The organism is Thermogutta terrifontis (genome assembly GCF_002277955.1).
In the GTDB taxonomy this organism is placed as follows: domain Bacteria; phylum Planctomycetota; class Planctomycetia; order Pirellulales; family Thermoguttaceae; genus Thermogutta; species Thermogutta terrifontis.
Map to the genome: position 1 here is coordinate 4494161 of NZ_CP018477.1, position 21176 is coordinate 4515336.

Genomic DNA, 21176 nt, shown 5'->3' on the forward strand with positions numbered 1-21176 from the left:
TCAAGGAAGCCACGAGAATTACCTACTTCGCCCCGCACTTACCTAATTCGCGCGTTAAGCTGGGCATTTCCAGAAAACTATATCTTACGACTGTCGATGCGCTGCCACCGAAAGCGAAAACCTCACCACCCCGCTCCCGGGAGGGATTTTGAGACCGCTCAGGCGAGGGACACGGAACTGGTCACGGTGGTTGATTCTGTCGCTAGGGAACTTTTACCACCGAGTCTTGCCCGCCATGCCTCCCATTTCTTCTTTGAGCACGCGCTCCGGTTCACCGCGGACAAATTCCAAACGCGAGCCGTAATCCTCGGCGATGTCGAAGACGTAATCGCGTAGCGGGATTTCCACAGGCTGTTCACAAAAGGTTAGAGCTGTCTCCTTTGTTTCCGCGAGGAAACCCTCGTGGGGGCAGCGCCACACTTTCAGATCCAGATTCCAGGGCAGCACGAGGACCTGGATGCGTCCCATCTGGAGCGCTTCTAACGTTTTTTCCGCTCCCCAGATTCCAGCACCTTCGCGAATTTCCGTCAAAAGACGCATTTCGTCCCGTCGCTCTGCTTCGTTGAGGAGCGGTTCCACCTTCTCCAGGATGTCTTTGGAACTTGCCTCGTCGATGACCGGTGGATGGCCCACCCGACCGACGAGCCGTCCCCGCAAATTTCGATTGAGGAAAACCTCGAAGAAACCAGTTTCCCAGTCGTCGCCCATCAGAACAAGTCGATTCACATCCAGCCGCAGGATGCATTGCTCGAGCAATCGGGCCAGCTTGGAGTAGAAATTTCGGGCCCAGGTTTGCAGCTTGGCCCGGTATTTGTCCTGATCCCGGACCGATTTCGCCCGCAACAGCCCGCCTTCCAGCACCTTGCGATAATCGGCCAGCTCTTTCCATTGATTGGGCGTGATCTCCGCGAAGATCTGGGTGTCTTCCCGGACTTCGCCCAGGAAAATTTCATAGAAACGCCACTGCGAACGCCGCAGATGGAGAACACCCGCCCGCTCGTATTCGTCAAAAGCGAAAACCAGAGGCGTGATGTAGGGTTTACCCCAGCGAACCTCCACCCGCCCATGAGCTAAATCCACAACAGGAAGCTCTACCTGCAGGTCGAACCGCTCGGTTGTGAGCTTTCCGTGTTCATCCTCTGCCGCAAACAGGGCCATGGTTTTCGCTTCCGGAACGGAAAGATCGAGGAGCGTGAGGATTTCGTCATAGAGGGTTTTGGCCCGCTTTTTGGGAACGCGCAAGTCCGGAATTTCGCTCAGGCTGTTCTTACAGCGTTTGATCCATGCCCGGCCTGCATTCTCCGGCTTGGCTGGATTGACATCACAGTACAGGGAGAGCACTGGCTCCGCGTGTTCCCCAATCCCTTTGCGCAGTCTTTCGATATCTTCCTGAGTGATCATCGCCTGTAAACGCTCCTTTTTTCAAACAGGTAAGTGTCACCGACTTTCGGATGGCGCCATGCCGATTCTGGCAAGACTTTTTTCCGGTTGCTAAACGGTCAAAAATAGGCCGGAAAAACAAAGTATACTGCCCCGGTAGCGACGTGACGATGCCGGGTCACTCCTGCCTCATCCCCATATTTCCCTGCCGATGGCGAGCGAACGTCCACACCGGTGCGCGTGGGAGTGAGATTCATCCCGGAACCACCGGCTTGCCATGTCCGCTTTCGGAGGACGTGCTCGTCACGTCCGCTTTCCCGCGCTGGATAATCCATCGTTATTCATCGGGCACGACAAGCGTGCCCCTCCGAATCCTCTTTCGGAGGGACCTGCTTGTCAGGTCCGTTTTTCTCGGAGGGACGTGCTTGTCACGTCCGCTCATCAACCTTCAATATTCCCTTGGCCTTTGGCGGGGACTGAAGGCCACGTCGAAAGCGGGGCTAAAGCCCCGCACTCCATGGAGTACGGCGATTCATCGCCGCTTTTTCGTGAAGGCTTCAGCCTTCACCACCTTACCGTTTGCGCTAATCTGCCGCGACCACGAAAACGGTTCCCGGGCAACGGCCATTTATAACGGGCCCCAACGCCACCTTTTGCCCGCGGCTTGGCGTGGATTTTTGTAAAAGGGGGTTGGGTCGGGGTTACCGGGGCGTCGCGATTGAGGAATTTCCCGCCAAATCCCTTTTGGCGCCGACAGGGTCACCATTTGGCCGGGGAGGTTGCACGTTTGAGCACTTCCCGCATGAGGTCAGCAGGGGCATCCAGTCCCGTGAAGAGCTTGAACTGCATGCAGGCCTGCCGGACGAACATCTCCACGCCGGTGACAACCTTGCAGTTCCTTGCCCGCGCGTCCTTGATCAAGAGCGTATTCTCGGGATTGTAAACGGCATCAAAAACGAGCATGTGACTGCGGAGATACTTGGGATCGAACGGAGTTTCGTCCACGTTGGGGTGCATGCCGACGGGGGTGCAATTGGCTAGAATATCGCAGGCGACCGAGTGGCGGTCTTCCCATTTGACGTAGGGGCAATCGAGCTTCTCGGCCAAAAGGCGGGCCTTTTCCTCATCGCCGTCGGTGAGGGTGACCGTCGCTCCCGCGCGCAGCAGGCCATAAGCGACGGCCTTCCCTGCACCCCCCGCCCCCAGAACCAGCGCGTGTTTTCCTTTCAGCGGTGTCGGATCTTTGGGGGACGCGCCCAGCGCCGTTTCAATGGCCTCCAGAGCGGCCCGACAGTCGGTGTTATAACCGAGACGCTCATTCCCCTCGAAGATGACCGTATTGGCAGCCCCAATCCCACGGACGATGCTGTCGGCCTTGGTCAGTTTGGCCAGAATCGCCTCTTTGTGGGGAATGGTCACACTCAAACCTTTGATCCCCCATTGAGGCGCTTGATCGATAAACTCGAACAGATCTTCCCGGGGCACACGGATGGGAATATACACCTTGTTCAGGCCCAGGCGCTGGAATGCCGCGTTGTGGATAAGCGGGCTGAGACTGTGCCCGACAGGATCGGCGATCACGCCGTAGACCTCCGTGTCCGGCCGAATGCTTTCATAGCGGTAGACATCGCGCATTTCTTCAAAGCTGAGCTGCCCGGGGGCCAGTGTCCGCTCGGAATGGAACGCCGCATAACTGAATGGCGCCCCGAACTTCCCTGCCAGAATCCGCGAGGGGATTCCAATATCCCCCATGCACAGACCAACGGTGGGAATTCGGCTCTGCGCCACAAGCTGGAACATGCGGAGGTTATCCTGGGGATGGTTGGCCACCGTGGCGATCTTGATGATATCCGGGTCGAGCGTGGCCATCCGATCGTAAAGGGCCTGGAGATTCTCCGGTGTTTCGTGAAAATTGTGGTAGCTGATGATGCGCTTGGTTTGGCCGTACCGGGGAATCGAGGCCGCAATATCCTCCTCCAAATCGATGTAGTCCACCCCTTCGGCGATGGCAGTGCGGAGAATAAGCTGCCGCTCTTGTTCGGTACCTCGAAACCGTCCTCCATCGCGTTCTCGGCGGCAGGTCATGATTACCGGACAGGGACGTTCGTTGAGGAGCCGCTTCACATTGACGGGCCCGTTGATATAGTCGAGCCGAATTTCGACCAGTTTCACGCCCTGTTCAGCGAGATAATGGTGCTCGGCGATGACATGCCGATGGCGTCCTCGAGCGATGCTGACACAAATGATACTGCGAGAGTCGGATGCCGACATGGTCTTTAAACTCTTCCGAACCTATCTCTTGACCTGCTGATGCTGACCGTGGATCGAACCTTCTCTGCCAACAGAGGCCACAGGTATCTCAACCCGCGATAGTCCCAGTGTGGCCGCAATTTGTCCTCCCGTAAATGGGGAAACATCTTTCTATCCTAATTGGTTTGTTCCCCTCGGGGCAGGTGACGTCGCTGCCAGAACACGTACAACCACGTCAGGATTCCCAGGGCAAACAGGAGGATGCTCACCACCTGAGCGATAGTCAGGCCCCCGTAGCTTCCCGGTTCGTCTGCCCGGATGATCTCCAAGATAAAACGTGTCACGGGGTAAAGCGTCAAGAACCACGCCCAGAGTTCGCCGTCGGTTCTGGCAAAAGGTTCATAGGCTAAAAGAAACAGACACAAAATGAGGGCGTTGACAGCGCTATAAAGCTGACTGGGATGAACAAACAGGCTGTGCGGCGGGATTTCGTTGCGTGATTCCCACATGAAGTCGCCCCCCTCCCGTGTTTGGATGTGCACAAAGACCGACTCTGTGTTGGTTCGGGGAAAATTCCCAGAAACCGCTCGACGTTGAGTCGAGGACGGCGCCACTTCGGCAGCAGCACAGACGCACCCGCGGCCTCCCTCGATGAGGACGGGATTGCCACTGGCGGCGACCAACTCTTCCACGAGAATGGCGGTGGGAGACTGACCTCCACCACCGCCAAGCTGCCTTCCGTTGACAACCGCGATGTGCTGGCCGGGTTTGACCCCCGCTCGAGAAGCCGCCGAGCCGGGCACCACCTCCACAATGATCGGCAGACGATCCGGATCGTCTGGATCTTCATGAAATCGAATCCCGTAAATGGCCAGTTGGCCGTGCTCCAATTGATTCAGATAGGCAAATGATCCGGCCGGGAACTGGACCGACCACGGTAATTCACACACGCCACCGAAACAGCAACCGTTGAGAAAACACCCAATACGGCCGAATGCCAATCCCAACAGAAAGCAAGGTGCCAGAAGATCGAAGATCGCCAGCAATCTAACCTTCTGCTGCCAGGCGTAGAACGCGATCCCGGCAAGTCCTCCAAGGAGCGACCCATATACGACCAGGCCACCCTGGGTCACATTGAGCACGGCAGTCAGCCCAGCCACCGGTCCTTGGGTCTGCCACACGGGTCCGTAGTGAACAGGCCAGTACTCAATGACATGAAATAGCCGAGCGCCAATAATTCCGGGAATAATGCACCACAGTGCGAGATTGGCCACCCAATCCGCGGAGAATCCGCGTTTATTTGCTCTCAGAATGGCCAGCCCCACCGCTGCCAGCACAGCCACCAGAAGCATCGTCCCATAGCCGCGGACGGGTAGCCCGCGCAGGGGCCGGCCGGCTGCGTCGTAAATGCCTGGAATATCCACGAAGAGGCGGGGAAGAAGAAAGGCAATGACGAGGGCCACGATCCCGTGCACCACGACGCTATTCCAGAATTCACCTGTCCAGCCCTGCCGGCGCAAGGTCCAAATCAGAGCCAGGACACTCCATGCAATCCACAGCCAGAAGAGCAATCCCAGGCCGAATAGGGGCACCGATCCAACGCGTTCCGGAATGTAAAACAATGTCCGCCACATGAGTTCACTTCGCTGTGCCTGTCATGATTCGTTCAAGCCGGAAATTCAAATCGTTTCGGGGCGTGCCGTGTTTTGAACATCCCAAGGGTGATGGGGTTGGCAACGAATCATCGAGACGGGGGTACAATCCGCATGTTATCGATCAATCGCGTGGAACCGAGGCGCACCGCGAGAAGGGCCTGCACCGGCCGATCGATGATTGTTACCTCTTCCAGTGTTTCCGGATCCACCAGGGCCACATAATCAACCTGGGCGTACGGCACGCTGCTGATTAACTCCCGCATCGCGGCGGTGACTGCGCGGGCATCGTTCTCCCCGGCGCTCACGCGTTCCTGGGCCAAACACAGGCTGCGGTAGAGGACCAGGGCGTCCTGCCGCTCCCTGGGGCTGAGGTACTGATTGCGGGAACTCATGGCAAGACCGTCCGGCTCGCGGACCGTGGGACAGGCTCGGATCTCCACAGGCAGATTCAGATCCCGAACCATTTGCCGCACGACCAGGAGTTGCTGATAATCTTTTTCGCCGAAATAGGCCACATCGGGCTCAACAAGATGAAACAGCTTGAGGACGACGGTCGCCACTCCGCGGAAATGGCCCGGCCGAAAGGTCCCTTCCCAGGGCTGCGCAATGCGGCCTACCTCCACCCAGGTATCAAAACCGGCGGGATACATTTCGCTGTCTGTCGGGGCAAAGACCCACGGAACGTCGAGCTCAGCCAACAGTTGCAAATCCCTGTCCAAATTCCGCGGATACCGATCGAAATCCTCGCCTCGTCCAAATTGCGTTGGATTCACATAGATGGAAACGACGACCTCATCGCACTCTCGTTTGGCCGCGCGGACCAGACTGAGATGCCCCTCGTGAAGCGCTCCCATGGTGGGAACAAAGCCGATCCTCCGCCCGGCCTGACGCAGTTGCCGGCTTCGAGATTGCATTTCCTGGGCTGAGCGAATAACTGCGGGCATTGCCATAGCATACTCCCGGTCTTTTAGAGGGTGGCGACAGGCCACCGCCCACCGAACGCCTCCCCGGCTAATCGCCATCTTCCATCGGCCTGGGTGATCGCTGAGCCGGGTAACACAACCGTCCTTTTTCAGAGAGATCCGTGATACCTTGTCCCCGAGGTGCAAACGTCGCTGCTCAAGCAGAACGCTGACTTCATTATCCCCAATTGCCGCCGGTCGATTAAGAGGTGGAGATACGCCACGCAACATCGCGATTTTCAATATGTTTTTAATCGGGACATGGATAGCAGGATCGTTACGTCAGCGGGATGCCGGGTTCTTCGGTGGCTTCCATCGCGGCACGGACATGGTCCGGCCACTCGTCCGGATGTGAGCTTTCCACGAGTACTACTGGTGTCCCCTGACGGATCCGCACCAGGAGCGCCTGATGCAGGGAGCTGTCATCGCTGTCGTAGGAGGGCCCCGTTTCACTCGAAAAATTGGGGGCCCAGAACTGCCACTGGGCTGCGACCGGTCCTACCACCACGAGTCTCGGCCGGAGCACAATTCCCCGCTCCGGCGAATCTCGGTTGGCACGTGAGCTGCGTTTGGGAAGAATCACGCCGAGTAAATCCTCACAATTATTTGGGGGCGTTTCCGTCGCCGCTGATCGAGCACGGCCGCGCCAAGTAAAACTTGTCGGCGGTAACGCGGTCACCACGCTTCGCCCCTGCCGAAGCCGCTCCTCCAGCTCCTTCCACCACGAAATTGCCTGGTCTTCCTCCACGGCTTCAACCCCCAGCCGCTGCCGAAGGGTGAAGGAAAGGTCCGAGGGCAGCGTTGTCAAAGGGCCGTTGGCGGTGACGCGTGACAGAAAGTTTCCCAGGTCCTCGAGGTTTTCCCTTCCCGGCAGCGGGGTTGCGTCGGTCTTGCTTACGCTGGTATTCGTGAGGCCAGTACCCGTGAAGCTGACAGACCTTGGGACAGGGAAAGTCTCGGGAATCACGACGATCCACCGCGGAGCTTCGCGGAGGATGTTGAGGATTCGGCCGATGCTCAGTCCACTCCAAAAATGCCAGCCCTGGGGACGCAGTTCGGCCAATGATTCCAGGAAGAATCTTCTGGCAGCCAACCGGGGATGCGGGATATAAAGCCCACCCTCACATACCGGCCCGGCCTCGTCGAGAAGGATATCGAGATCGAGGCTGCGGGGCCCCCACCGGGTTTCGCGGGTTCGTCCAAACCGCTCTTCCACGGCACGCAATACATCCCAGATGGCCTGAGGCGACAGCGCGGTCCGCAGGAGAGCAACGGCGTTCACGTAAGGAAGCTGCTGGGCAGGACCACCGATGGGGCGTGTCCGACGCAATCGGCTGACGGCCTCCAGCTCCAGACACTCCTGCTCCGCCAGACACTTCAAAGCAGCCCGGAGAATGTTTTCTGCATTTTCGATATTCGAACCGAGCCCCACCGCGACCAGTCGGGGCGGGGAAGGGAAAGACGCCTTTTCTGTGGGAGATGCCATGTGACTTGCGAGTGCTCAGGAGACGTTCAACACAGGCGACTAAAGGAAACGACGGCTGTACGGTAAATCGAACGCCTGGGCCACGTTGGGGTGTGTGATTTCTCCCCGATAAATGTTGACGGCGCGGGCCAATTCTCGAAATTCCTGTGCTCCCCGTTCAACGCCCAAATCCGCCAGCCGTTTTACCCAGGGAAGCGTGGCGTGACACAGGGCGGGAGTGCTGGTCCGGGGAACCGCTCCCGGAATGTTGGTGACGCAGTAATGAACGATGTCATTGACGAGATAAATCGGCTGGGCGTGTGTGGTTGGCCGACTGGTGGCACAACACCCCCCCTGATCGATCGCCACATCCACGATGACGCAGCCCGGCGGCATCCGCTGGAGGTCTTCCTCCTGGATCAACCGCGGGGCCCGGGCACCGGGGACGAGGACCGCTCCGATGACCAGATCGGCCTGACGGAGTTGCTCACGGATTGTGTAACGGTCGCTGTAGAGCACTGCACAATTGGGCGGCAGGACATCGCTCAGATAACGGAGTCGATCCAGATCAATGTCGAGGACGGCGACGGAGGCGCCCAGACCTGCAGCCATCTTTGCAGCGTTGGAACCCACCACTCCACCCCCCAGGATGACAACATGGGCCGGTGCCACCCCTGTCACGCCACCCAGCAAAACTCCGCGACCCATTTGCGGGCGTTCCAGGTATTTGGCCCCTTCCTGAATACTCATTCGCCCGGCCACCTCACTCATGGGGGTCAGCAGCGGCAGCCGGCCACGGTCGTCCTGGAGCGTCTCGTAGGCCACGGCGACGGCATCGCTGGCCAGAAATTGTTCCGTCAAATTGCGATCCGCGGCAAAGTGAAAAAAAGAAAAGATCACCTGTCCTGGGCGAAGATATGCTATTTCGGACGGCTGGGGTTCCTTGACCTTGACGATGAGGTCCGCGGTCTCGTACACGTCTCGGCCGGAGGGCACGATTTCGGCTCCCGCTCGCAGATACTCATGATCCGAGATGCCAGATGAGAAACCCGCCCCGGCCTCCATTACCACTTTGTGTCCGGCGCGGACCAGATCTTCCACGCCCACCGGCAGCATCCCCACACGGTACTCGTCGGGTTTAATCTCTTTCGGAACCCCAATGATCATGCGTCGATCCTGTGAATTGCCGTCATTCTCCGTGATGAGCAGCTAACCTTCCATGCCATTTTACAGAACCTTCCCGCACCGTCGAAACGTGTTGCCCGATGTTTGGCGTGAGCATGATGTCGGGCCGGGAGCCTCGCGGCGTTCGCGGCAAATTTGGGGCCTTCCGGAGTAGACTTCTCGCCTTGCGCTACACGACAAGAAAGCACAAGGCGTCCATCGGGGCCCGAGCATCCGCTGGCTGACCCACTACGCCACAAGAATCGGGAATAATCTCAAGGTTCCGAAGGACCGAGAAGGAACATCATCGACGCACAGCAGATGGCGGCGCACCCCAGGGCCATGATGACCTGTGAAATGAGAGCGGCATTCCACTCCAGCGCGGCTCCCGCCAAGAGCTTCATGACTGGGCGAGAAAGCGCCACCGCGATCCCCACGCCTGCCAACACAGCCGTGACGAGCATGGCCGGCCGACGGACCGAGGGAAGCAACAACGCTATCCCCGCCGTGGCCTGGAGAATGAATCCGGCAAACGTGGGAATGAGCGCCGTCACATGGCTGGCGCCGGTAAGAAAAAAGGCCGCCAGACCGGCCACTATGAGCACATCACAAAAAACAATCACCGCAATCAGACTGACCGGCATCGCTCGGGATTTTCTTTAAAAGCGAGGCAGATTTCGGGTGCTACTCTTCCTACTACGGTCATTTTGAAAACGCGACTCCGCCTGATCGCGCGATCATGCACTCTTTGCCACGGCGCCACGATATTCGTCTATCAACTGCCGGAAGCGTTCAAACAGGTAATGGCTGTCGTGGGGGCCGGCGGAGGCCTCAGGATGGTACTGAACGCTGAAAGCCGGTACCTCAAGGTGCCGCAATCCTTCCACAGTGTTGTCGTTGAGGTTCCAGTGGGTCACCTCGAAGTAGGGGGGCAGGGTGTCCGGATCCACGGCGAACCCGTGGTTCTGGCACGTGATTTCCACCCGGCCCGTGTCCTTGTTCATCACCGGTTGATTGGCCCCTCGGTGCCCAAATTTCATCTTGAAGGTCTTGGCTCCACAGGCAAGTGCGAGGAGTTGGTGGCCCAGGCAGATCCCGAATATCGGTACTTTACCCAGCAGTTGAGCGATCGTCTGTTGAGCGTAGCGGACCGGCTCCGGGTCACCCGGTCCGTTGGAAAGAAAGACGCCGTCTGGACGGTACTTAAGGACGTCTTCCGCGGTTGCCGTGCCTGGCAACACCGTGACCCGGCAACCCGTGTTGAACAGATGCCGGGCGATGTTGTACTTCATGCCATAATCGAGGGCCACCACGTGCGGGGCATCGGGAGGGATTTCTCGCAAAACCTGTCCGTTGAGTTTCGTCCAGTGGCTGAGGGGCTGATGCCATTCGAAGGCTTCCGGAGGCAACACCTCGCGAACAAGGTCCCGCCCTACCAGCCCCGGACTGGCCTTCGCCTTGGCGACGAGACTTGCGTCATCGAGGTCCACGGTGGAGAGCACCCCTTTCATTGCCCCGTGGATGCGAATCCGCCGGACGAGCGCTCGGGTGTCAATGCCCTCCAGCCCTACGATACCGAAGCGTTTGAGGAATTGATCCAGGTCCCCCGTTGCCCGCCAGTTACTTACGCGGCGGCTGCGCTCTCGCACAACGAAGCCCGCCAGGTGCGGTTTCCAGCTCTCGAAATCTTCCTCGTTGACCCCATAGTTGCCAATTTCTGGATACGTCATGACGACGATCTGCCCACGGTAGCTGGGATCTGTGAGGATTTCCTGATACCCGGTCATCGAGGTGTTGAAGCACACCTCGCCGTCAACCTCGCCTTCGGCACCGAAGGCCATGCCGGTGTAGACCGTACCGTCTTCCAGAGCGAGTTTGGCGATCTTTTCCATCTCTTCTCTTTTTGCCTCTGTTTTTATTTCCTCGCCGTGCGAAACATTCTACGTGCGATGAATTCTACGCTCCAACCATCCATTTGACCCGTGCCGGTGCATGGTCGAGCGTGATATGGTCACTCCGGGGACAACCTGTGCATTCCCTCAAGCCGGGAAACATATTTCTCTTGCGCAGGATCGGCGCTTTGCATGGGGTCTTCACCCAGGATGGAGAATTGCATGGGCGGAGTTTAAAGTTCACGGCCGTGAACCACCGATAGCATGAAACACGGCTGCTGGGGCTTCACAGTGCGGGCGTTCTTGCGAACGCCCGTGCTTGGGCGGCCGACCCAGGGGGTCCCTGTGTCCGGCGAACAGGGCCCCTATTTTTATGCCCGCTAGCCCGCCTCTTTTTGGAACTGGCAACTCGTCGATCCGCGCAATTTCAACTATTTTACCCGTTCGGGCAAAGTTCATCCACAACCACGGCAGCCGACATCCCGCGCGGAAAGCGGGGCTAAAGCCCCGCACTCCATGGAGTACGGCGATTCACCGCCGCTTTTTGGTGAAGGCTTTAGCCTTCACCACCTTCGCGTTTGCAGTGTTTTGCCGCGAGGGGGAAAACGGTTCCCGGGTAGGGACAATTCATGAATTGCCCCTACAACGCCGGAGGGACCCGCTCGTCGGGTTCGGTGAACACCGATGGATGACCCATTCCCCTACCCCGGGCACGACAAGCGTGCCCCTCCGTGTTCGACGGACGCCGTGAAAGGCGCCCCTCCATTGATTGAATTGGAAGGCCCGGTTCCACCCCGCCCACACCACCTGTAGGGGCAATTCATGACCTGCCCGCTACAGCATGTGAGCCCTTGGCCTCGCTCAGATTGTTAAAAAAGTGAGGGTACATCAACCACGGCAGGACCGAAATGCTTCTGTCCCATCACAGCCCCAAAAAACTATGCGATCCACGGGGTGGGCAACGGAATCCTCATCGATCAGAAGTCGATGGCAGGGCCGTGCCCGGAACCGGCGAGCAGCGTCGGGATAGAGCCGATCTTCGGATTTCATAAAGGAATACTCCGGCCGCCACACCCAGGTTGAGCGAATCCACGAGGGGCGACATAGGGATCGTGACGCGATGATCACAAAGGTCTTCCCAGCCTTCCGAGAGCCCCTCCGTCTCATGACCGAAAAGCAGCCCCAGCCTTTCCGGTGGAGTGAAATCGGGGAGCGAGACGGCGGGCGGATCGAGCACCGTCGCCACCAATTCCACCCGCCATTCGCGCTTGAGCGTCTCCAGTTCGCCTCGCAGATGCTGGGTCTTCGCCAGCGGCAAATGGAGGACGGCCCCCATCGAGACGCGGAGGATCCGCCGGGAAAAAGGCTCCGCACACCGCTCGCCCAGGATGACAGCATCAACGCCGAAGGCGGCGGCCGACCGAAAAACCAGGCCGATGTTGTCCGGCTTGGTGATCTGGGGGCAGATCACTAAAACAAGCGGTCCTGGCTTGTCCGGTGGCGGCAACACATCCCTGACCGACGGCAGAATCCGCCTCTTACCGACCGCCAGAACCCCCTGATGGAACTGATATCCCACCACTTGATAGAGAAGTTCTCGGGGACCTACGTAAACTGGGATGGCTGCCGGAATCTGGTCGATAAATCGGTCGGCGCAATCCTCAGAAAGGAGAACGGACTCCGTTTCATAGCGGCTTTTGAGCAGTCGCTCCGTAACCAGCCATCCCTCCGTGATGAAGATCGATTCCCCTCGGAGTGTTCGTTCTGGGAGGTTGCGGTAGGGAGCCAGACGTGGATCATCCCACGAGTCAACGCGAATCACCTCGCGAGGCATAAGTTGGAAAAAGCCCTCCTCACTTCTGCTCCCTGCCGAACAGTTGAAATTCCCCGATCGTCGGCCCTTCTGTCGCCTTCAAAATGTTGAGGCGAAACCGCTGCGCCATCACCTCGGAGAAGCGAAACTCGGCATGCTCCCCGATCCTGCTTCCCTTGAAACAGGGGATCCATTGATCCCCCTCCGCATATTCTATCTGGAATTCCTGGACGCGCGGGGCGTAGGCCTCTTCGATCACAGCGCGATTGACACGGCACGGCCGTTGGAGATCCACTTCCAGCCACGCGGCATGGGTGCCGGCATCCGTCGCCCAACGGGTCTCAGGATTATCATCCACCGCCATTTGTGGTCCAAATTGTGTCACCCGCTTTTGAAAAACATTTGAGGCTTTGGCCGGTTTTCCCGCGCTGAGCGCTCCGCTGAGGCTGGGCACGGCGACTGGTGGAATATCGAAGGCCTGCCCTTCCACCGTCAGTTCCAGCACCGTCACTAGTGGGTCGCGCTGTTCTGGAGGCAGATTCACGGCAAGATGTGTGTTGGTTTGCTCGATTTTAAGGTCACCCCCTGTCCGCACCACAGCCGCCAGGACCTTTTGATTGATAGGGGGAAGAACGAGCGGTCCCTGCTGAGGCCAATTGAAAATGAACACGTAAATCTTGTTGTCTTTGCAGGTTGAAGCCACCCACGAGCCGGGTTTGAACGGACCGCCGCGTGTCCCATACACCCCATCGCCGTATTTTTTCAGCCACGCACCGATTTCTCTAAGCCGTTCCACTTGGCGGGGCTCAATTTGGCCGTCCGGCATGGGCCCCACGTTGAGGAGCAGGTTGCCATCCCCACCCACCGTGCGCAGAAGAATCTGCAGGCACTGACTGAGGCTTTTGAGTTCGTCATTCGGTTTCCACGCCCACTGGCGACAAATTGTCATACAAGTTTCCCAGGGACGCTCCCGGTTGAAAGTGCCGACGCGCTGTTCGGGTGTATCAAAATCGCCCACGAAATCGGGCCCCTCCGTGTTTCCTTCCATGCCCCGGCGACCTTTGTCCACGCGATTGTTGATGAGAATATCGGGCTGGAGGGTGCGAATGTGCTTGTACAGCGCCAGGCCATGGGCGTGCGTCCAGGGTTCTTCCCATTCCCCGTCGAACCACATGACTCCCAGCGGTCCATATTTTCGGATGATCTCGGCTGTCTGGTTGTGGAGGTACTGAACATAGCGCTCCATATTGGGATTGGGCTTACGCGTTCGGCCGCCGGGGGAACCCAGCGGGTAATCGGGATGGTACCAATCACAGATAGAGTGATACGTGCAGAACACGATCCCCTGGCGGCGACAGGCCTCGGAAAGCTCTTTGAGCACGTCCCGCTTGAACGGCGTGGACATAATGTCGTAATCGGTGTATTCCGAATCCCACAGACAGAAGCCGTCGTGGTGCTTCGAGGTGATTACCAGATACTTCATGCCCGCCTCTTTGGCGATGGCCACCCATTCATCGGCGTTAAAGTTTACGGGATTGAATTGTTTGTAAAGATTGTCGTACTCTTCGATGGGGACCTGAGCCCCGCGTGACCACCCGATCTCCGTTCCCTTGATGCTAACTGGTCCCCAGTGAATGAACATCCCGAAACGCATCGCCCGCCATCTCGCCAGAGACTCCGGCGGTGGCGTCCACTCGAATTGCGACTCTTCGGCCAGGCATGGGGGACTAAAAATCCCCATCCCCTTAGCACACGCCATCAATCCCAGAAAAACAAGAGCATACCCGAGGCGCATACAAGACCCTCCCGAAATGTCTGGCGTTTCGTCCAGCGTTTTATCCGCGTTTCAGCCCAGGTCACTCACCCTTGGGCAACCCGGCAGGCACCTCTGGCAAATTGACAGTGAGCACCGGCGGACTGGTCCGCCCGGCTTCCCGTGGATCGAACGCCTGAAATCCCAGTTTAAAGGCCGGCGAATCCGGCTGAAGTCGATAATCCTCGTTTGCAGGATCGACAAATTTTGGATCCGCGATGACGGAATGCAGATCCTGCCCCCGCTGTTTTTGCCACTCTTCGAGCGTCAGGTTACCCGGAAAGACGACCGGCTTTCCTCCGTGCCAGTACAGATTGTAATCCATCCGAAAGTTATTGTCGTTCCAGTTGCTACCCAGCAGCGGACTGTCGTTATCCCAGGCAACGACGTTCCGCTCAAAGAAGAACGAAATATGGGGTTCCGTGCGGGTTCGCTGGATTTGATGCTCGATCGAGTTCACAAAGATATTGTTATGGATGCGATTCTCTTTTCCGTAGTGCTGGTGAAAATTGCCGGTTTTTGTGCGATAGACAAGGTTGTAGGCCATCTCGATGTGCGTGGAACCTTCGTCCGTGTACAACCCCCAGCCACCATAACTGAACGAATAAACGTCGTGGATCCTGTTGTGATTAACGGTCGTTCCCGGCGAAACTCCCAGGGTGTACACGCCCCCCATGTCAGAAAGCACGTACTGTCCGATGTTGTAAATGTGGTTGTAATTGATCGCGTTGTGATGGGCCGGGCTTTCCGCGTAGCCCCAGGTCCAACCCACCGAAACCCCCGTGTAATAGAAATCGAAAATGTCGTTGTGTTCCACCGTGTTGTAAGGTGAATGGCCGATCCAGACTCCGACGGCCGCGGGATGGATGCGTCCTCCATGGGCAATTGTGCAGTTTTTCACGGTGATGTGTGAGACGAGGGCATCCTCGCCCTGGGGTTGCTGACTGGCCCCCTGCCAGTTGGCCGAACCGGCATGTCCAATCTTCACCCCACCCGCTCCCAGATCGACCAGTTCGCAATTTTCCAGCCGGCAGTTCCGGCAACCTGCTCCAAACGCGACGGCATACGTGCCGGTGTGAATGACCGCGCAGGTGTCAAATAGGACATTCCTCGCCCCCACAGCCGAAATCGCCCCATCCAGGCCAACCTCCGCCTGAGGGTAGAACTGCCCATCCTCCGGGCAAACCCAGTTGGAATGGGCGAAAATGAGACCGCGAAACTGAAGGTGCTCCACCCACCGCTTATTCGCACTGTCGCACGCAAGAATGACCAGATTATCCAGACGAGGCGCTACGACATCCGCCGTTTGCGGATCTTCGCCAGGTTTTGGGATATACGTGAGTTCACCCGTCGTGCGATCGAGATAGAACTCGCCTGGCTCGGTCAGCCCCTCTTTCACATTTTCAAGGTAATAGCGATGCCCTTTGAGGAACTGTGCCCAGTAGGAGTCGAATCCGGTGCCCCGGCGGAAAATGACCAGCTTTTTCTCCGGATCGATGCTGGCAATCCGCATCCGCGACATGGACCACTGGTGGAAAATGTTGACTTCCGCGTCCCCGAGATTGGTCCATTGGGGATTGAACTCTGCTTCCGCATACTGGATCCGGTCATCCCCACCCCGCTCTTTTTCGGCAGGGGGCGGCACCCGCTCCGCAATCGTGTAATAGCCCTTTTTGGGCAGACGGGGACGGTAGCGACGCTGATCGTTGACGAAAAGCTGGGCGAAGGCCCATTTTCCGCTTTTCACCTCATCAAGGACCAGATGCCACCGGCCTCGATCGTCCACTTTCCAGCCGGAAAGGGGAACGCCACCAGAAATGATCGGTCGCTCATTGGGGTAAGCCTGATACACCGTAGGGGACTTTTCAGTGCCCGAATCCGCCGGGGTGAATCGAAGAGGCTGACTCAAAAAATAACGGCCGCCACGGATGCTGACCACGACCGGCGTATGTCGCTCAGGTTCCTTTTGGCGGAGTTCTCGCACGGCCTGCTGGGCTCGAGCTATTGTGGCAAACGGACCATCGGTCCTGGCCTCGTTGGGGGCCGCCAGTTTGCCAGACCAGCCATCATTGCCATCCGGGGCGACGTAAAAATCCTGGGCCAAAAGGCCGCCCATCCCGAGAAGCGTGCCCACAAGCGTGCCCGCTAAATACCTCACAAGCGGAGTGACTTTCACCATCATGAATCTCCTTTCGCGGTGGGCCAACGAATGGTAGGCAAGGTTGGCGGGAGTGCCGACGATTTTATTTGGCCCATTCCTGTTCCGGCAGCTGAGCAAACTTGACGGCATGTCCGCGGTAACTATACCCCGGCCGCCAGGCGACCGCAAGCATCCGCGCCATGGACGATCCAGCGTTGAAAAACGGACGTGACAGGCACGTCCCTCCGAGAGACGCTTCGGAGGGGCACGCTTGTCGTGCCCGGGGAATAACATTGGATAATCCAACATTACGAAGCGGACGTGACAGGCACGTCCCTCCGAGAGACGCTTCGGAGGGGCACGCTTGTCGTGCCCGCAGAACCAAAATGGATGACCCAGCGTTGGAAAGGCGGACCTGACAAGCAGGTCCCTCCAAGGGATGTTTCGGAGGGGCACGCTTGTCGTGCCCGGGGAATAACATTGGATAATCCAACATTACGAAGCGGACCTGACAGGCACGTCCCTCCGAGAGACGCTTCGGAGGGGCACGCTTGTCGTGCCCGGGGAATAACATTGGATAATCCAACATCGCGAAGCGGATGTGAGAGGCACGTCCCTCCGAGAGACGGACCTGACGAGCGGGTCCCTCCGGAAAAGGTCCCGCCGAAAGCGGACCTGGCACCCAACTTCCCGGACTGAATCGCACTCCCGGGCACATGCTCGTCGCGGTCGAGAGCTTTTCCACCGACAGAGAAAAATCGGAGATAAAAATTTTGTCAACCCAAACAGGACACAAAACTTTGATGGAAATCCGCCAACCGTTCCCCCTCTGATTCTCCACCTTCCCCATTTCGACGACTGCCGCGCAGCCCGAACGTCCCCAGGATCGTCAAAACCCGGCTCTCCGGATTGTGAAAATGGGAAGCTTGTGGCGATAGTGGCGGAATTCTGCTCCCCCCAATTGACGAATTTACCCCAATTCCAGTGGGCGTGAAAACGCACTTTTGACGATAACGCTTAACAGCAGCGTGACATCGTTTTTGGGGATTGCACCAGGTTGACCAGAAGTGCCGAAGAGCATCCGCCATAAGGAGGTTGCCGTGTCAGCCAGATGGGACGCAAAGTCGCCGCTTTGGCCTGTGCTGACCCTCGTCGGGTTGGCAATCAGTGTTAGCTGGCCAGCCGTGTCGGGGGACCTTCGCGCGGCAGAGCCTGAACAAAGTTCGGCAGGTTCGGCATCGGCACCAGCGAGTAGCGCAGAATCAGGGCTTTCCCCGGCTCCGCCAACGGCCGGGAGCTCCGTCGAGCTCTCTTCAGTCTGCCCGGCGTGCGATTGCCACGGACACATCCACCAGGGGTGTCTTGCCCGCTACATGTCGGCCATCGGAGGGTTCAACTGCACATGCCGGGGCAGCTACAAGTTTCCGGTGCCGCCTCAATACACCTATCACTGGCCTGGGCTGTACAGCCAGCAGCTCATGAGGGCGTACAACAGCCCTTACCGGTATCCGGCGCTGAAACTCCCTCCGTGGATGCCGCGGGGACAAGAGCCGACCACCTCGGAAGCGAGGCCACTCACGCCGTCACCGGCAGAGAATAAACCGGAATTGCAACCGCTTCCCTAAGCAAAAACTTTAACAACCCAAGGAAGCTGTCGAGAGAAACACGGGGACGTTCGGGGCTCCTGCACGGTGATGAAAATACCGGCACGGGGATGACGCCTGAACAGGATTGAATCAGTTGCACTGAGACTTACACAGCCTGAATATCCGCCGCTGATCACGGACCCGATCGGCGTACAACCCAGGGATGGAGCTATGAGCAAGGCAGCGCAGCATGCGATTTTGGCCCGCCGTGATGCCACGGGCGTGCCGTTTCTCTTCGCCTGCGGTGTGATCACCGTGGTCACCACTGCTTTTTGGTGGGCCTGGGGACGTGTCACTGCGCGGGGGGATGAGGCGAATACTGGGCTCGAAGCCTCGCCCCCGTTGCGCCTTCAACTTCATGTGGGTGACGTGCACCCCCTTATGCCCGATGGAAACAACAACGGCGTCGCCACGCTTCCCCACCGACGCTCCGAGGACAGCACCATCGAGTTGCGAATTCGAACGACGGCGGATGCACCGTCCCTCTCCCAGCCGGTCGCCGAGACTGGGCAAATTACTCTTTCAAACGATTCGCCGGAAGAAGTCTGGATCGAAGAGAGCCTCAAGAGCGTCCCCGCCGAGGTCTGGGTCAGCGAAGAAAGACCCGCCGTGCCCTCCGTCGCCCGTAATGACGGAACTTTGCCCACCCAGCGAATTGTGTTGGAGACACCAGGATCGCAACAACAGATTGTCCTGCGGGTGCGATCTGTGAATGCGCCTCTGGTGGTCCGCAACAGCACCGATATCAACCTGGGAAGCGACGAGTCGCCGCTGGCCGATCTCGGCGTGGCTTCGACTAGCATCCCGCGCACCACCCCGAGTGTCCTCCGTTTGATCCGGGAAAACATGGAGGTGAGCCAGAGTTGGGCGGTGGCGGCCAGCCGACCGGTGCGGCCGTTCCTTCTGGATGAGCAACCGGTCCTGCGAGTCCCGGCGGATGTCATTTCCGAAGTAGCGCAGGCTGCCGGGGAGGACACAGTCCCGAACCGGCAGATGGTGCTTCTTACCTCAGTGGGCACGCCGCAGCAACCGGCGGAAAACCGTGCCGTTTCCTCACCGGTCGCTACTGGCTGGGATTGGCCAGGGCGCACTTCTGACGCACAACCAAACCAGGCCACGCCCCACCGAGACGGTGACGGCTTTGTGACGCTCATTGACAACGAAATGGTTGCCTTCAATAGAAGCCAGCCCGCGGAGGCTACCACCCCACAGTTCCGCGTGATCACGCCCCAGCCCTCTCTGGCTGGCCAGGCAACAGGTCCTTCGTTTGGCCAAACCGAGGACGAGCGACCTGAGGCACCGGAACCGACGTTCAATCAAAACAGTTCGTCGGAGGGCAACCCGCCGCTTCGTCCTGTTCAACCGTCAATCGTGGGCGATTCAGGTGATGTCAGCGGACAGGCGGGGAAGCCCTCCCGTCCACCGGTTCAGGTGAAGGAGTTCAGCCCTTCCGGCAATTCCAGAGCAGCCGCTTTGACAGGTTTGCAAACCGAGGCTCCGGCGGTTTCTCCGTCTCCGGCGCCTGAGCAACCGAGATCAGACCTCGCTGCGAGCCCGTTTGAAATCATCGAGGAGTCGGGCGAGTTGACGGTCATCGTGCGGCGGAGCAAACTGCTGCGCACGCAGGTGGACGTCTATCGCACGGCGGTTGTGGATTCCAGCATCTGCGACGTGGTTCAGTTCACACCCCGGGAGATTTCTATCCTGGGCAAAAGCCAGGGTGCCACGCATGTGACGTTCTGGTTCCAGGATGAGCGCTATCGCCCGGTGACGTATCTCGTGCGGGTTGTCCCCGATCCGGAGGTCGAGAAAACGCAGGTGAAGCGCTATGAACTGCTCGAATCACATCTCGCCAAGTTATTTCCCGAAAGCAAAGTGGACCTGATCGTCGTCGGCGATAAGCTCGTGGTCAAGGGCCAGGCACGCGATGCCGCCGAAGCCGCCCAGATCATGGCGGTGATCCGCGGTGAGCTGGTTCGTGGCCGGAGTGTCGCCGAGGGGAAGGCGGCCGATCCGGTTGGTCAGGAAGCGGCCGGGCAGACACTCCCCGCAATCCAGGTGATCAACATGCTGCGGATTCCCGGCCCACCGCAGGTTGCTCTGAAAGTCAAAATTGCCGAGCTCAATCGGACAGCCGCCCGCAACTTCGGTGTGGACATGCATCTGAACTTCGACCAGGGGAAGTTCCTCATTCAATCCCTGCTGAACATCTCGTCCGGCGGTTCGGCAAGTGTCATTGGTAACTTTGATGGGGGCGACCTCCAGTTTGGACTGCACTATCTGGAAGAACATGGCGTGGTGCGCCTGCTGAGCGAACCCACACTGGTGACCATCAGCGGTCGTCCGGCCACGTTCATCGCGGGTGGAGAGTTTGCGGTGCCCACGGCTGTCGGCGTCAACGGCGTGGGTGCGGTCACCACAGACTTCCGGGCGTATGGAGCGATCATCACGTTCCTGCCCACCGTGCTGGACAAGGACCTCATCCGACTGGAGGTGGCTCCGGAATTCAGCCAGATCGACAAGAAGAACACAGTCAACGGTACGCCGGGTCTGCGAACCCGTGCCGTGACCACCACTGTGGAAATGCGCGAGGGCCAGACGCTGGCCATTGCAGGATTGCTGGACGATTCCATGACCGGCAACAATCAGGGTGATTTGCCGATATTCAACCAGATCTTCGGACGTCGCAGCCTCAGCCGTAACGAAACCGAACTCATCATCCTGGTCACGCCGGAGATCGTCCATCCGATGGAGCCCGAGGAAGTGCCGCCGCTGCCAGGTTTCGATGTCACCGAGCCGACCAACCACGAGTTCTACCTCAAAGGTCATCTCGAAGGGCGGCCCACTCAGGAATACGACAGCACGACCTGGCCGCGCCTCCGTCGGCGATACAACGCCGGTGGACCGGCCACCATCTCCGGCCCCTACGGCCACGGCGATTGACGCAAGCACACACAGATACTTCCTGCACCGCAAGAAAACATACACAGTCACAA

At 58.5% G+C, this 21176-nt stretch carries 14 protein-coding genes; 2 read left to right on the plus strand and 12 right to left on the minus strand.

Annotation, left to right across the window (positions count from 1 at the left end; genetic code table 11):
• Positions 1–213: 213 nt before the first annotated feature.
• The 12 genes from THTE_RS16640 to THTE_RS16695 form a co-directional block, all read right to left on the minus strand.
• Positions 214–1401, minus strand: coding sequence for a VLRF1 family aeRF1-type release factor (locus THTE_RS16640; RefSeq protein ID WP_095416497.1), 1188 nt, complete (start codon positions 1399–1401; stop codon positions 214–216).
• Between the two features lie 98 nt (positions 1402–1499).
• Entirely contained in the window at positions 1500–1715 is a 216-nt protein-coding gene (locus THTE_RS16645; protein WP_095416498.1) for a hypothetical protein, read from the minus strand.
• A 424-nt stretch (positions 1716–2139) separates the two neighbouring features.
• Entirely contained in the window at positions 2140–3651 is a 1512-nt protein-coding gene (gene aroE, locus THTE_RS16650) for a shikimate dehydrogenase (protein ID WP_237260164.1), read from the minus strand.
• A 155-nt stretch (positions 3652–3806) separates the two neighbouring features.
• The gene (locus THTE_RS16655) at positions 3807–5264 is read right to left on the minus strand and encodes a prolipoprotein diacylglyceryl transferase (RefSeq protein WP_095416499.1); all 1458 of its coding nucleotides are present in this window, start codon (positions 5262–5264) and stop codon (positions 3807–3809) included.
• 107 nt (positions 5265–5371) lie between these two features.
• Positions 5372–6235, minus strand: coding sequence for a pantoate--beta-alanine ligase (gene panC, locus THTE_RS16660; protein WP_095416500.1), 864 nt, complete (start codon positions 6233–6235; stop codon positions 5372–5374).
• Between the two features lie 289 nt (positions 6236–6524).
• Positions 6525–7733, minus strand: a complete 1209-nt coding sequence (gene folK / locus THTE_RS16665) for a 2-amino-4-hydroxy-6-hydroxymethyldihydropteridine diphosphokinase (protein ID WP_095416501.1) — start codon at positions 7731–7733, stop codon at positions 6525–6527.
• A gap of 39 nt (positions 7734–7772) precedes the next feature.
• Positions 7773–8879, minus strand: coding sequence for an alanine dehydrogenase (gene ald, locus THTE_RS16670; RefSeq protein WP_095416502.1), 1107 nt, complete (start codon positions 8877–8879; stop codon positions 7773–7775).
• Positions 8880–9151: 272 nt separating this feature from the next.
• Positions 9152–9520, minus strand: a complete 369-nt coding sequence (locus THTE_RS16675; protein WP_095416503.1) for a hypothetical protein — start codon at positions 9518–9520, stop codon at positions 9152–9154.
• A 93-nt stretch (positions 9521–9613) separates the two neighbouring features.
• Entirely contained in the window at positions 9614–10768 is a 1155-nt protein-coding gene (carA, locus tag THTE_RS16680; RefSeq protein ID WP_095416504.1) for a glutamine-hydrolyzing carbamoyl-phosphate synthase small subunit, read from the minus strand.
• Between the two features lie 970 nt (positions 10769–11738).
• Positions 11739–12602 (minus strand): TrmH family RNA methyltransferase, encoded by an 864-nt coding sequence (locus THTE_RS16685; protein ID WP_095416505.1) that lies wholly within the window; start codon positions 12600–12602, stop codon positions 11739–11741.
• Between the two features lie 19 nt (positions 12603–12621).
• Complete coding sequence (locus tag THTE_RS16690; RefSeq protein WP_095416506.1) at positions 12622–14376, minus strand: alpha-L-fucosidase; 1755 nt, start codon at positions 14374–14376, stop codon at positions 12622–12624.
• 61 nt (positions 14377–14437) lie between these two features.
• The gene (locus THTE_RS16695) at positions 14438–16576 is read right to left on the minus strand and encodes a right-handed parallel beta-helix repeat-containing protein (RefSeq protein ID WP_157732186.1); all 2139 of its coding nucleotides are present in this window, start codon (positions 16574–16576) and stop codon (positions 14438–14440) included.
• Positions 16577–17634: 1058 nt separating this feature from the next.
• On the opposite strand from THTE_RS16695, the gene THTE_RS18115 reads away from it, so the two are divergent.
• Positions 17635–18159, plus strand: coding sequence for a hypothetical protein (locus THTE_RS18115; RefSeq protein ID WP_157732187.1), 525 nt, complete (start codon positions 17635–17637; stop codon positions 18157–18159).
• A gap of 192 nt (positions 18160–18351) precedes the next feature.
• Entirely contained in the window at positions 18352–21123 is a 2772-nt protein-coding gene (locus THTE_RS16705) for a pilus assembly protein N-terminal domain-containing protein (protein WP_095416509.1), read from the plus strand.
• Positions 21124–21176 lie beyond the last annotated feature (53 nt).

What these genes read in the sequence shown, in the direction of transcription:
- THTE_RS16640 (WP_095416497.1), bottom strand. Translation starts at nt 1,401, where the DNA reads ATGATCACTCAGGAAGATATCGAAAGACTGCGCAAAGGGATTGGGGAA.
- THTE_RS16645 (WP_095416498.1), bottom strand. Translation starts at nt 1,715, where the DNA reads ATGGATTATCCAGCGCGGGAAAGCGGACGTGACGAGCACGTCCTCCGA.
- aroE (WP_237260164.1), bottom strand. Translation starts at nt 3,651, where the DNA reads ATGTCGGCATCCGACTCTCGCAGTATCATTTGTGTCAGCATCGCTCGA.
- THTE_RS16655 (WP_095416499.1), bottom strand. Translation starts at nt 5,264, where the DNA reads ATGTGGCGGACATTGTTTTACATTCCGGAACGCGTTGGATCGGTGCCC.
- panC (WP_095416500.1), bottom strand. Translation starts at nt 6,235, where the DNA reads ATGGCAATGCCCGCAGTTATTCGCTCAGCCCAGGAAATGCAATCTCGA.
- folK (WP_095416501.1), bottom strand. Translation starts at nt 7,733, where the DNA reads ATGGCATCTCCCACAGAAAAGGCGTCTTTCCCTTCCCCGCCCCGACTG.
- ald (WP_095416502.1), bottom strand. Translation starts at nt 8,879, where the DNA reads ATGATCATTGGGGTTCCGAAAGAGATTAAACCCGACGAGTACCGTGTG.
- THTE_RS16675 (WP_095416503.1), bottom strand. Translation starts at nt 9,520, where the DNA reads ATGCCGGTCAGTCTGATTGCGGTGATTGTTTTTTGTGATGTGCTCATA.
- carA (WP_095416504.1), bottom strand. Translation starts at nt 10,768, where the DNA reads ATGGAAAAGATCGCCAAACTCGCTCTGGAAGACGGTACGGTCTACACC.
- THTE_RS16685 (WP_095416505.1), bottom strand. Translation starts at nt 12,602, where the DNA reads ATGCCTCGCGAGGTGATTCGCGTTGACTCGTGGGATGATCCACGTCTG.
- THTE_RS16690 (WP_095416506.1), bottom strand. Translation starts at nt 14,376, where the DNA reads ATGCGCCTCGGGTATGCTCTTGTTTTTCTGGGATTGATGGCGTGTGCT.
- THTE_RS16695 (WP_157732186.1), bottom strand. Translation starts at nt 16,576, where the DNA reads ATGATGGTGAAAGTCACTCCGCTTGTGAGGTATTTAGCGGGCACGCTT.
- THTE_RS16705 (WP_095416509.1), top strand. Translation starts at nt 18,352, where the DNA reads ATGAGCAAGGCAGCGCAGCATGCGATTTTGGCCCGCCGTGATGCCACG.